The organism is Streptomyces sp. PU-14G, from assembly GCF_041028275.1.
Taxonomy (GTDB): domain Bacteria; phylum Actinomycetota; class Actinomycetes; order Streptomycetales; family Streptomycetaceae; genus Streptomyces.
The window spans coordinates 1-12,199 of the sequence record NZ_JASKYT010000199.1 but is presented as its reverse complement, the minus strand read 5'-3'; the positions used below and the strand labels follow the sequence as shown (position 1 = coordinate 12,199).

At 71.7% G+C, this 12,199-nt stretch carries 11 protein-coding genes and 1 pseudogene; 5 read left to right on the top strand and 7 right to left on the bottom strand.

The annotated features are described in order from the left end of the window. Window positions 1-290: pseudogene (locus AB8Z75_RS21860) on the bottom strand (hypothetical protein); the annotation flags it as partial. Between the two features lie 264 nt (window positions 291-554). Between AB8Z75_RS21860 and AB8Z75_RS21855 the strand changes: the two are divergent. After that, window positions 555-1,229 carry a Crp/Fnr family transcriptional regulator gene (locus AB8Z75_RS21855; RefSeq protein WP_016473040.1) on the top strand — a complete coding sequence of 225 codons (675 nt, stop codon included), beginning with the start codon at window positions 555-557 and terminating at the stop codon, window positions 1,227-1,229. Between the two features lie 168 nt (window positions 1,230-1,397). Here the strand turns inward: AB8Z75_RS21855 and AB8Z75_RS21850 are convergent, their stop codons facing one another. The 4 genes from AB8Z75_RS21850 to AB8Z75_RS21835 form a co-directional block, all read right to left on the bottom strand. Continuing rightward, on the bottom strand, window positions 1,398-2,228 hold the full coding sequence (locus tag AB8Z75_RS21850; protein WP_369204555.1) for an MBL fold metallo-hydrolase: 831 nt from the start codon (window positions 2,226-2,228) through the stop codon (window positions 1,398-1,400). Continuing rightward, window positions 2,225-3,004, bottom strand: a complete 780-nt coding sequence (locus tag AB8Z75_RS21845) for an NUDIX hydrolase (protein ID WP_369204553.1) — start codon at window positions 3,002-3,004, stop codon at window positions 2,225-2,227. The genes AB8Z75_RS21850 and AB8Z75_RS21845 overlap by 4 nt, the downstream gene beginning before the upstream one ends. Before the next feature lie 478 nt (window positions 3,005-3,482). Beyond that, window positions 3,483-3,947: a RidA family protein gene (locus tag AB8Z75_RS21840; protein WP_369204551.1), complete on the bottom strand. Its 465-nt coding sequence runs from the start codon at window positions 3,945-3,947 to the stop codon at window positions 3,483-3,485. Next, window positions 3,944-4,105: a DUF4177 domain-containing protein gene (locus AB8Z75_RS21835; protein ID WP_003975360.1), complete on the bottom strand. Its 162-nt coding sequence runs from the start codon at window positions 4,103-4,105 to the stop codon at window positions 3,944-3,946. The genes AB8Z75_RS21840 and AB8Z75_RS21835 overlap by 4 nt, the downstream gene beginning before the upstream one ends. Window positions 4,106-4,232: 127 nt before the next feature. On the opposite strand from AB8Z75_RS21835, the gene AB8Z75_RS21830 reads away from it, so the two are divergent. Together AB8Z75_RS21830 and AB8Z75_RS21825 are read left to right on the top strand one after the other, a co-directional pair. Next, window positions 4,233-5,279: an ArsA-related P-loop ATPase gene (locus tag AB8Z75_RS21830; protein ID WP_369204549.1), complete on the top strand. Its 1,047-nt coding sequence runs from the start codon at window positions 4,233-4,235 to the stop codon at window positions 5,277-5,279. A 207-nt stretch (window positions 5,280-5,486) separates the two neighbouring features. Further along, window positions 5,487-7,025 carry an ArsA family ATPase gene (locus AB8Z75_RS21825; RefSeq protein ID WP_369204547.1) on the top strand — a complete coding sequence of 513 codons (1,539 nt, stop codon included), beginning with the start codon at window positions 5,487-5,489 and terminating at the stop codon, window positions 7,023-7,025. Window positions 7,026-7,265: 240 nt separating this feature from the next. Here AB8Z75_RS21825 and AB8Z75_RS21820 read toward each other — a convergent pair whose 3' ends face one another. Then, the gene (locus AB8Z75_RS21820; protein ID WP_369204545.1) at window positions 7,266-7,619 is read right to left on the bottom strand and encodes a WhiB family transcriptional regulator; all 354 of its coding nucleotides are present in this window, start codon (window positions 7,617-7,619) and stop codon (window positions 7,266-7,268) included. 513 nt (window positions 7,620-8,132) lie between these two features. Between AB8Z75_RS21820 and AB8Z75_RS21815 the strand changes: the two genes are divergently transcribed. After that, window positions 8,133-10,457: a transglycosylase domain-containing protein gene (locus AB8Z75_RS21815; RefSeq protein ID WP_369204543.1), complete on the top strand. Its 2,325-nt coding sequence runs from the start codon at window positions 8,133-8,135 to the stop codon at window positions 10,455-10,457. Between the two features lie 230 nt (window positions 10,458-10,687). Here AB8Z75_RS21815 and AB8Z75_RS21810 read toward each other — a convergent pair whose 3' ends face one another. Further along, window positions 10,688-11,152, bottom strand: a complete 465-nt coding sequence (locus AB8Z75_RS21810; RefSeq protein WP_369204541.1) for a GatB/YqeY domain-containing protein — start codon at window positions 11,150-11,152, stop codon at window positions 10,688-10,690. Between the two features lie 116 nt (window positions 11,153-11,268). On the opposite strand from AB8Z75_RS21810, the gene AB8Z75_RS21805 reads away from it, so the two are divergent. Further along, on the top strand, window positions 11,269-12,199 hold a 931-nt coding region (locus AB8Z75_RS21805; RefSeq protein ID WP_369204539.1), incomplete at its 3' end, for a metallophosphoesterase.

Here is a 12,199-nt window from a genome sequence, read left to right as displayed (position 1 = left end):
GTCTTTGCTGCGGCCGTCTTCTTCCCCGCCGCCCCCTTCTTCGAGGCAGCGGCCGTCTTCGTCGCGGCCGTCTTCGCCGCGGTCCCCTTCGTCGCGGCAGCCTTCTTCCCCGCTGCCGTCTTCTTCGTGCCGGTGGCGCCGGTGGACGTCGCGGGGGCCGTTCTGGTGGCGGCCCGCTTGGCAGCCGCCTTCTCGGGGGACGCCTTCTTCGGGGCGGCCTTCTCGGACGCTGCCTTCTTGCCCGTCGTCGTCCGGCCCGTCGTCCCCTTGGGGGACTCGTGTTCGCTCACAGCGGAATCCTCCGTCACCGTCACCCGTCCAGGCCCCCGCCCGTCGCTTCACTCCGTGGCCGGGGGACACTCGGCCAGCGTAAGGGCGCCCACCGACATTCGTGGCTCACGCAGCCGATCCGCGGCCCTAGCGCGCCCCGCGTTGGGGCCCACGGCATGAGTGCGTCAAACTTGGGACTGATTGCTGTGACTGATCGCATGGTTTCACCGTCCGGCATCATGGGATCCACGGACCCCATGGGCAGGTCGACAAGGAGAGAACTCGTGGACGACGTTCTGCGGCGCGCCCCGCTCTTCGCGGCGCTCGATGAGGAGCAGGCCGCTGAGCTGCGCGCCTCCATGACGGAGACGACGCTGGCTCGCGGTGAGGCCCTCTTCCACGAGGGTGACCCGGGTGACCGCCTCTACGTGGTGACCGAGGGCAAGGTGAAGCTGCACCGCACCTCGCCCGACGGCCGGGAGAACATGCTCGCGGTCCTGGGCCCGGGCGAGCTGATCGGTGAGCTGTCCCTGTTCGACCCGGGTCCGCGTACGGCGACGGCTTCGGCGTTGACCGAGGTCAAGCTGCTGGGCCTGGGCCACGGCGACCTGCAGCCCTGGCTCAACGCCCGCCCCGAGGTGGCCTCGGCTCTGCTGCGGGCGATCGCCCGGCGGCTGCGGCGCACCAATGACTCCATGTCCGACCTGGTCTTCTCCGATGTGCCGGGGCGCGTGGCCAAGCAGCTGCTCGACCTGTCGCGGCGGTTCGGGGTGCAGTCCGAGGAAGGCATTCACGTCGTGCACGACCTCACGCAGGAGGAGCTGGCGCAGCTGGTGGGCGCCTCCCGCGAGACGGTCAACAAGGCTCTGGCCGACTTCGCGGGGCGCGGTTGGCTGCGGCTGGAGGCCCGTGCCGTGATCCTGCTGGACATCGAGCGGCTGGCCAAGCGCTCGCGCTGACCCGCCTCACCGTCGTGTAAGGGGCGTTCTCTAGGGAGGACGCCCCTTACACGTGCTCACACAGTCAGGCGGTCAGGCGGTCACCTGCTCACACGGTCACACAGCCACCTGCTCACACGTTCACGCGGTCACGCAACCACGCGGTCACGCAGCCATGCGCTCACGCGCTCACACCAGCCCGTGCTCCGCGAGATAGTCGAGCTGTGCCCGTACGGACAGCTGCGCCGCGGGCCACAGGGACCTGTCGACGTCCGCGTAGACGTGGGCCACGACCTCGGACGCGGTGCGGTGCCCCTCCTCGACGGCGGTCTCCACCTGGGCGAGCCGTTTGGCACGGTGGGCCAGGTAGTAGTCGATGGCACCCTGCGCGTCGGCGAGCACGGGGCCGTGCCCGGGGAGGACGTGGCTGACACCGTCGTCGACCGTCAGGGAGCGCAGGGCGCGCAGGGAGTCGAGATAGTCCCCGAGCCTGCCGTCCGGGTGGGCGACGACGGTGGTGCCGCGCCCCAGCACCGTGTCCCCTGTGAGCACTGCGGCGTCGGCGGGCAGGTGGAAGGAGAGCGAGTCGGCGGTGTGTCCGGGGGTGGGCACGACACGCAGTTCGAGGCCTCCCGTCGTGACGACGTCTCCGCCGGCCAGCCCCTCCTCTCCCAGCCGGAGCGCCGGGTCGAGGGCGCGTACGGACGTGCCCGTCAGCGCGGCGAAGCGCGCCGCGCCCTCCGCGTGGTCCGGGTGGCCGTGGGTGAGCAGCGTGAGCGCCACCCGCCTGCCCTGCCGCTCGACGGTGGCGACGACGTCCCGCAGGTGCGTGTCGTCCAGCGGCCCCGGGTCGATGACGACGGCCAGGTCGGAGTCCGGCTCGGCCACGATCCAGGTGTTGGTGCCGTCGAGCGTCATGGGCGAGGGGTTGGGCGCGAGTACGCAGTACGCGCGGGCGCTCGCCCGGCCGCTGATGGCGCCTGAGCGAGGCTGCCCTGGGAGTGCCGCGGCGTCGGTCATGCGGGATCGATCCTTTTGGTGAACTCGTCGTGTCCCGGCCAGCTGAGCACGATCTCCCCGCCCTCCAGGCGGGCCCGCGCGACCACCGGGGTCAGATCGCGCGCGGCGGAGCCGGCCAGGACGTCCGACACGGCCGGGTACGGCGCGAGTCCGCGCAGGGTGGCGATGGTCGGCGGCATCATCAGCAGGTCGCCCCTGTCGTACCCGGCGGCGGCCTCCTGGGGGCGTACCCAGACGGTGCGGTCGGCTTCGGTGGAGGCGTTGCGGGTGCGCTGCCCTTCGGGGAGGGCGGCGACGAAGAAGTACGTGTCGTAGCGCCGCTTCTCGAACTCGGGTGTGATCCAGCGGGCCCACGCGCCCAGCAGGTCGCCGCGGAGGACGAGGCCCCGGCGGTCGAGGAAGTCGGCGAAGGACAGCTCGTGCGCGACCAGCGCCGCGCGGTCGGCCTCCCAGTCGTCCCCTGTGGTGTCGGCGACGACGGTGTGCGGGTCGGGCCCGGCGAGCAGTACGCCGGACTCCTCGAACGTCTCCCGTACGGCGGCGCACACGATCGCGTGTGCCGCCGCCTCGTCGGTGCCCAGCCGCTGCGCCCACTGCGCGGGGGTGGGGCCCGCGGTGTCGGCCCCGCGGGTGTCCCGCGGATCGACGGAGCCGCCGGGGTAGGCGTAGGCACCGCCCGCGAAGGCCATGGAGGTGCGGCGGCGCAGCATGTGGACGACGGGACCCTCCGTGGTGTCCCGCAGCAGCATGACGGTGGCGGCGGCACGCGGGGCCACCGGGGTGAGCTCGCCGGCGGCCAGTGCCCGGATGCGCTCAGGCCACTCCGGCGGATACCACTGGCCTCTCCCAGCGGGCGCCTGGCCTGCCCCAGCGGGCGCCTGGCCTGCCCCAGCGGGCGCCTGGCCTGTCCCAGCGCCCTGCTGACCGGTCCCGGCGGGCTTCTGGCCCGCAACTGCGGGCTCCCGACCGGCCCCGGCAGGCTCTTGATCCGCGCCGGCGGGCTCCTGACCCGCACCGGCAGGCTCCCGACCGGCCCCGGCGTGCTCCTGACCGGCCCCGGCAGGCTCCTGACCCGCACCGGCGGGCTCCCGGCCTGTCCCCGTGGGTGGCCGACGGCTCCCGAAGGGCGAGGCGGGCGAGGTGGAGGAGGTGGACGACATGGGCGGATGCTACGGCCCGCCGCTCCGATGTTCGAGAGGCGGCGGGCCGCGAGCACCGCCACGGTGTCCGGATCGGACGTGCCCGGCGGGCGTCTCAGTCGGTCAGTTCGACCTGGATCTCGACCTCGACGGGGGCGTCCAGCGGCAGGACGGCCACACCGACCGCGCTGCGCGCGTGCACGCCCTTGTCGCCCAGCACTTCGCCGAGCAGCTCGCTGGCGCCGTTGATGACGCCCGGCTGACCAGTGAAGTCGGGTGCGGACGCGACAAAACCGGTGACCTTGACGACACGTGCGACGCGGTCGAGGTCCCCGGTGACGGACTTCACGGCGGACAGAGCGTTCAGCGCGGCGGTACGCGCCAGCTCCTTCGCCTCTTCCGGCGTGACCTCCGCGCCGACCTTCCCGGTCGTCGGCAGCGTGCCGGAGACCAGCGGAAGCTGGCCCGCGGTGTACACGTACCGGCCGGTGTGGACGGCCGGCACGTAGACGCCGGCCGGGGTGGCGGTCTCGGGCAGGGACAGTCCGAGCTGCGCGATCCTGTCCTCGACCGCACTCACGCCTGCTTCTCCCGCTTCAGGTAGGCCACGAGCTGCTCGGGGTTGTTCGGCCCTGGCACGACCTGGACGAGCTCCCAGCCGTCCTCACCCCAGGTGTCCAGAATCTGCTTGGTCGCGTGCACCAACAGGGGCACGGTCGCGTATTCCCACTTCGTCATGGGGAGACCCTAACGAACGTGCGGCCACCTCCACGCCGCCGAGAACGGCCGCCCGCCCGGCCCCGCCGGCTTCCGAGTTCCCGGCCGGGTCTCGCCGGGCCGACGGCGAAGAATTAGGCTCCCAGCCGTGGGCAGGCTTCACGTAGTGACCGGCAAGGGCGGCACCGGCAAGACGACGGTCGCCGCCGCTCTCGCGCTGGCGCTGGCACGCGGCGGGAAGCGGACGCTGCTCGTCGAGGTGGAGGGCCGCCAGGGCATCGCACAGCTCTTCGAGACCGCTCCGCTGCCCTACGAGGAGCGCAAGATCGCCGTCTCGCACGGGGACGGCGAGGTCCACGCGCTGGCCATCGACGCCGAGCGGGCCCTCCTCGACTACCTCCAGATGTTCTACAAACTCGGCAGCGCGGGCCGCGCTCTCAAGCGGCTGGGGGCCATCGACTTCGCGACGACGATCGCCCCCGGCCTGCGCGACGTCCTGCTGACCGGCAAGGCGTGTGAGGCCGTCCGCCGCCGGGACAAGCGGCAGCGTCCCGTCTACGACGCCGTCGTCATGGACGCGCCGCCCACCGGCCGCATCACCCGCTTCCTCGGCGTCAACGAGGAGGTCGCGGGGCTCGCCAAGGTCGGCCCCGTCCACAACCAGGCCCAGGCCGTCATGCGCGTCCTCAAGTCGCCTCAGACGGCGGTGCACCTGGTGACGCTGCTGGAGGAGATGCCGGTCCAGGAGACCGTCGACGGCATCGCCGAACTGCGGGCCGCTGGGCTCCCGGCCACCTCGGTCGTGGTGAACATGGTGCGCCCCCGCCTCTCCGGCGAGGAACAGCTTCTGGTGCCGCACCAGCGCACCGACGAGCTCGCCGACGCCCTCTCCCTGGCCTTTTCCCATGCCGGGCTCGGCGGCGCGCGAGACGGCGGGCGAGGCGATGGGCGAGGCAGCGCGCGAGACGGCGGGCGAGGTGGCGAGCGCGCCGAGCGGCTCGTCGCACCGCTGCTGAAACTGGGCAGGGAACACGCCGAGCGCGTCGCCCTCGAACGGGGCCTGCGCACCGAGCTGCGCGCGCAGGACCTGCCCGTACGGGAACTCGGCCGGCTCAGCGAGGGCGTGGACCTGCCGGGCCTCTACGGGCTCGCCACCGAACTGCACGACCAGTGGCACACGGGAGCACCCGCGTGAGCGCAGGACGACGCCCGTGAGCGCGGCCAGCTCAGGCGCGAGCCATGGCACTGGCCCGAGCCGTGGCACTGGCCCGAGCCGCGACGCCGACGCGAGCCGTGACGCCGACGCGAGCCGTGACGCCGGGCGGACCGCGGCGCCGACGCGCGCCGCGGAGCCCGCCCGGCTCCGGGAGACCGACCCCGTCCACCACAAGGAGAGGCTTCCATGAGCACGCCGCCGGGCACCGACGTGCTGGACGTCGACCCCCTGCTGGACGATCCCACGACGCGGATCGTCGTCTGCTGCGGATCCGGTGGTGTCGGCAAGACCACCACGGCCGCCGCGCTGGGGCTCCGCGCCGCCGAGCGCGGTCGCAGGACCGTCGTGCTGACCATCGACCCCGCACGACGGCTCGCCCAGTCGATGGGCCTCACCGAACTGGACAACATCCCACGCGAGGTGCCGGGCATCGACACCTCGGCGGGCGGCGAACTCCACGCGATGATGCTCGACATGAAGCGGACGTTCGACGAGGTCGTCGAGACGCACGCCGACCCCGACCGCGCCGAGGCGATTCTGGCCAACCCCTTCTACCAGTCGCTCTCGGCGGGCTTCGCCGGCACGCAGGAATACATGGCGATGGAGAAGCTCGGCCAACTGCGCGCGGGCGACGAGTGGGACCTGATCGTCGTCGACACCCCGCCCTCCCGCTCCGCCCTGGACTTCCTCGACGCCCCCAAGCGGCTCGGCTCCTTCCTCGACGGCAAGCTCATCCGCATGCTGATGGCCCCCGCCAGAGTCGGGGGACGCGCCGGGATGAAGGTCGTGAACCTGTCCATGGCCGGTCTGTCCATGGTCACCGGCGCCCTCGACAAGCTGCTGGGCGCGGGGCTGCTGCGCGACGTGCAGACGTTCGTGGCCGCGATGGACACCATGTTCGGCGGCTTCCGCGCCCGCGCCGACGCGACCTACCAACTGCTCCAGGCCCCGGGCACCGCCTTCCTCGTCGTCGCGGCACCCGAACGGGACGCGCTGCGCGAGGCCGCGTACTTCGTGGAACGGCTGGCCGCCGACCGGATGCCACTGGCCGGGCTCGTACTCAACCGGATGCACGGCGGCGCCGCGACCGGACTGAGCGCCGAGAGGGCACTGGCGGCGGCGGAGACGCTGACTGCTGAAAATCTTGAAACCGACGGCATTGTCGATCACCGCCCAGGGAAGAGTGTCGTGCGGAGCGCTCCGGCGGCCGACGCGGAAGCCCCGGAGACGTACGAGGCTCCCCAGGCCCCCGTGACTCCCGAAGACCCCGCAGACCGCGGAGGCAGTGCAGCCTCCGTGGCGCCCGAAGCCCCCGAGACACCCGAAGTCTCCGTGGCTTCCGAAGCTGCCCCGGCTTCCGAAGCCGCCGTGGCTTCCGAAGCCGCCGTGGCTTCCGAGGACGGCTCCCCCGCCTCGGACTCCCCGGCGGGCCCCGGCTCGTGCCCGTTCGACGCGGACACGGCGGGCACGCCCGCGACGGACGACGCCGTCGAGCTGGCGGCGGGGCTCCTGCGGCTGCACGCGGAGCGCATGCGCCTGCTGGCACGCGAGCGGCGCACCCGCGACCGCTTCACCACGCTCCACCCGGACGTGGCGCTGGCCGAAGTCCCCGCGCTCCCCGGCGACGTCCACGACCTGACCGGTCTGCGCGCCATCGGGGAACGCCTGGCCCACCAGCGCACGGACGGGGCACCCGCGCCGGACCGCCCGGCCGACTCGCCCTGAGGCCCGCTGCCCCGCGAGGGCGACGGCACCGCGCGGAGCACCGGCAGGACCGGTACCGACAGGGCCGGTTCTCCGGTTCCAGCGGCGGCAGAACCGTTTCCGCACCGTCAGCAGGCAGGCGCGCAGCGTCGTCCGCGGGACGTCGTCGTCCGCGGGAAGGGGCCGCAAAGCGTGCCGTCCGGTCCACGCGCACCCCACCGCTTAGCCCTCACGCATCACGCGTCACGCGTCCACGAGGGGTCAGCCCACAGCGGCGTACCGCGGTTCGCTCTCCGCCGCGTCGAGTTGCACCTCGACGGGCAGCATGATGCCGCTGCTGCGCTCGTACTCCGAGCGCGCGGTCTCCAGTAGTCGCCGCCAGGAGGTGACCGTGGGGCGGCGGCGAAGCAACGCTCTCCGCTCGCGCTCGGTCATTCCTCCCCAGACTCCGAACTCCACGCGGTTGTCCAGAGCGTCGGCGAGACATTCCGTGCGGACCGGGCAGCCCGTGCACACGGCCTTCGCGCGATTCTGCGCGGCCCCCTGCACGAACAGTTCGTCCGGATCCGTAGAGCGGCAGGCCGCCTGCGCACTCCAGTCTGTAACCCAGCTCATTGCCGGTGCCGTCCTCTCCCGAATCGAGGCTCCCCCACGGCGGTGAACGGCATATTCACCGTTGCCAGTTGAGGACGTTACGGAAGAGAAGTCCGGACGCAACACCCCCTTCGGGCCCAATCTTGCATGGCCCGAACGGACTATGCGTGCGCATCACATCACCCAACGGAGTGACGGGAAGGGGCCGCAGGGGACAGAGGCGCAGGCGAGGCGAGGGAGAACCGAGCAGCAACCGGCCGCGGTCAGCCCCGCAGGGCCGGGAATCGGCCAGAACTCGACACCGTCGACAGACGCCGACACCGCCCTGAGGGATCGCCCCCTACCCCACATCCCGAACCCCGCGAAGCGCTGGACCGCAGCGAGGGGGGGGCGAAGGGTGCTCATGGGACGGACGAGGGGAGGCCGTACCAGAGTGACGACGGCCTCAGACTAGGCGAGGATCGCGGCACTGTCCGGCGTTTGCCACGCTTCCCCGCGGGTTCCACGTGGCCGCGGCGTCGTAGGCTCTTCTTCATGGCTAAGAAGCGCGCGGGCCGCGGAGTCAGCCGACCCCAGCAGATCGCCAAGTTCGTCGGCGTCAGTGTGCTGGCGGGGACGGTGATGGCCGGGCTCGCGCTGCCCGCCGTCGGGACACTCGGTCTGGCGGCGAAGGGCACCGTCGAGGGCTTCGACGAGCTGCCGGCGAACATGAAGCGGCCCCCGCTCAGCCAGCGCACCACCATCCTCGACAACGAGGGCGGCGAAATCGCCAAGGTCTACTCCAGGGACCGCACGGTCGTGGACCTCGACGACATGTCGCCGTACGTGCGCAAGGCGATCGTCGACATCGAGGACGCCCGCTTCTACAAACACGGAGCCGTCGACCTCAAGGGCGTGCTGCGGGCGCTGAACCGCAACGCACGCTCCGGCGAGGTCTCGCAGGGTGCCTCCACCCTCACCCAGCAGTACGTGAAGAACGTCTTCGTGGAGGAGGCGGGCAACGACCCCGACAAGGTCGCCCAGGCCACCCAGCAGACCATCGGCCGGAAGATCCGCGAGCTGAAGTACGCGATCCAGGTCGAGGAGGAGCTGGGCAAGAAGCAGATCCTGGAGAACTACCTCAACATCGCGTTCTTCGGGCAGCAGGCCTACGGCGTCGAGGCGGCGTCCCAGCGCTACTTCTCCAAGTCGGCCAAGGAGCTGGACCTGGACGAGGCGGCCCTGCTCGCGGGCCTCGTCCAGTCACCGACCCGGTACGACCCCGTCGTCCACGAGGACGAGGCCCTCAAGCGGCGCAACGTGGTGCTCGACCGGATGGCCGTGCACCACCACATCACCCGCGAGCAGGCGAAGAAGGCCCAGGAGAAGCCGCTCGGACTGGACGTGAGCAGCCCGAAGAACGGCTGCATCACCTCCACCATGGGCGCCGGCTTCTTCTGCGACTACGTGCGCAGGGTCTTCCTCAACAGCGAGACGTTCGGTGACACCCGCAAGGAGCGGGCCAAGCGGTGGAACCGCGGCGGTCTCACCATCAAGACCACGCTCGACCCGAAGGCGCAGAAGTCCGTCCAGAGCTCGATCCGGTCCCACGTCAACCAGTCGGACAAGGTCGCGACCGCGGCGGCCATCGTGCAACCGGGCACCGGAAAGATCCTGGGCATGGGCCAGTCGCGGCCCTACGGCTTCAACGCGCAGGAGAACGAGACCCAGATAAATCTCTCGGTGGACGACGACATGGGCGGCGGAGCCGGCTATCAGCCCGGTTCGACGTTCAAACCCGTGATCGCCGCGGCAGCGCTCGACAAGGGCGTCACCCCCTACAAGTCGTACCCCTCCCCCTACCGCATGCAGTACCCGTCGCCCGTCGACACCTGCAAGGGCAAGTGGCGCGGCAAGGCACCGGTCGAGAACGAGAACTCCAGCGAGGTCGGCCCGTACCGGATGAAGGAGGCGATCGCGAAGTCGGTCAACACCTACTTCGTCTCGCTGATAGGGGACACCGGCATCTGCCCGGTGACCGACATGGCCAAGAAGATGGGTATCGAGCGCGCCGACGGCAAGAAGATCGACCAGGTCCCCTCGATCTCGCTCGGCACGCAGGAGATGTCGCCGCTGACGATGGCCGAGGGCTACGCCACCTTCGCCAACCGCGGCGTGCACTGCACCCCCGTCGCCATCGAGTCGATCACCGACGCGCAGGGCAAGAAACTGGACGTGCCGAAGACCGAGTGCAAGCGCGCCATGAAGACCAAGACCGCCGACACGGTCAACACGCTGCTGCGCGGCGTGGTCGAGGACGGCACCGGCAAGAAGGCCGGACTCAGCGGCCGGGACAGCGCCGGCAAGACGGGCACCACCGACCAGCGGTACGCCGCCTGGTTCGTCGGCTACACACCGAACATGTCCGGCGCCGTCTGGGTCGGCGACCCCGAGCACCGCACCAGGATGGTCAACATCAGCATCGGTGGCCGTACGTACCCCAAGGTGTTCGGCGGCGAGGTACCCGGGCCGATCTGGCGCGACGCGATGACGGGTGCGCTGAAGGGTGAGGACGCGCCCGACTTCCGTCACGTGCCGATCAAGGACGGCAAAGGCGGCAAGAAGCCCCAGTCGCCGCCCCCCGAGCCGCCCGCGAACACACCGCAGCCGCCGGACGACGACGCCGACGACGGGGGCGGCGGCCCGCCCGGAAACCCCTGGCCTGACGTGACGGTGCCGCCGGACCTCGTCGGAGGCGGCGACAACGGCGGCGGTATCGGCGGAGGCGGTCCCGGAGGCGGCTGGCCCGGCGGAAACGGCAACGGCGGCGGCAACGGTGGCGGCGAGTGGGACATCGGCGGCGGTGGCGGCTGGCCGTGAACCGGCCCGACGGGCCGCGGGCCGGGCGCCGACGTCGGCGCCCTCGAACGTAGGGCGGCCGACGCCGCCCGGTGACGGGTGTGGGGCGCTCTCCCGCTGGAGAGCGCCCCACACCCGTTCATCCGTCACGCCAGGCAGGGCTCCGTAAGGGCTCCTCAAGGGCTCCGAAAAAGCCCCGAAAGCCCCGAAAGGCTCGCCGAGGGCTCCTGCGCGCGAGGCGGGCCGGCCGGCTACTGCGCGAGGTGCTCCTTGACGGCCGCGGCGACCCGGCCGCCCTCCGCCCGGTCCCCGACCTTCGGGTTGACGATCTTCATGACGGCCCCCATCGCCCTGGGCCCCTCGGCACCGGCGGCCCGGGCCTCCTCCACGGCCTCGGCGACAAGCGTCTCCAGTTCCTCGTCGGAGAGCTGCTGGGGCAGGTAGTCGGCGAGAACCTCCCCCTCGGCCCGCTCCCGCTCGGCCTGCTCCGTCCGGCCGCCGCCCGCGAACGCCTCCGCCGCCTCGCGCCGCTTCTTCGCCTCGCGGGTGATGACCTTCTGCACCTCGTCGTCGGAGAGCTCGCGCGCGCTCGCGCCCGCGACCTCCTCCTTCGTGATCGAGGCAAGGGTCATCCGCAGAGTGGCGGAGCGCAGCTCGTCGCGCTCCTTGATCGCTGCGGTCAGGTCGTCCTGCAGCCGGGACTTGAGCGTGGTCATGAGGTCAGTGTGCCACCCGCCGCGCGCCGGACGCCCGGCATATAGCGGCCCGCACCGGCCTGCGTGATCATCCGTGAGACCTCCGCGTACGAGCCCGGGTCTGCAACCATGGGGCCATGCGCGCGCGATACCGGATTCCCCTCAAGACAGCCGTCGGCCTCACCGCGTTCGGCGCGGCCTGCGTGGGATACGCGGCGGGCGTCGAAGCCCGTTCGTTCCGCCTGCGACGGGTCTCCGTGCCCGTGCTGCCGCCCGGCATGCACCCGCTGCGCGTCCTTCAGGTCTCGGACATCCACATGGTCTGCGGCCAGCGCAAGAAGCAGCGGTGGCTGCGCGAGCTGGCGGCCCTGCGGCCCGACTTCGTGATCAACACCGGGGACAACCTGTCCGACACCGAGGGCGTCCCCGAAGTCCTCGACGCGCTGGGCCCGTTGATGGAGTACCCGGGGGCCTACGTCTTCGGCTCGAACGACTACTACGGACCGAAGCCGCGCAACCCCGCGAAATACCTGCGGGAGAAGGCCAGCGGCCGGCACGGTCTGAACGGCAACGCACCCGCCGTCGGGGCCATCCACAACCCGTGGGAGGAACTGCGGGACGCCTTCGACGCCGCGGGCTGGGTCGGCCTGACCAACACCAGAGGCCGCCTCAAGCTGGACGGCGGCCAGGAGATCGCCCTGACCGGGCTGGACGACCCGCACATCAAGCGCGACCGGTACGGCGAGGTGGCCGGCGGGCCCGAGGAGGACGCGGACCTCTCCCTCGCCGTCGTGCACGCTCCGTACCTCCGCGTACTCGACGCGTTCACCGCAGACCGCTACCCCCTGATCCTGGCGGGCCACACTCACGGCGGTCAGCTCTGCGTCCCCTTCTACGGCGCCCTGGTCACCAACTGCGACCTCGACACCGACCGCGTGAAGGGCCTGTCCACCCACCGGGCCGGCGGGCACGAGTCGTACCTCCACGTCAGCGCGGGCTGCGGCACCAACCGCTACACCCCCGTCCGCTTCGCCTGCCCCCCGGAGGCCACCCTCCTCACCCTCCACC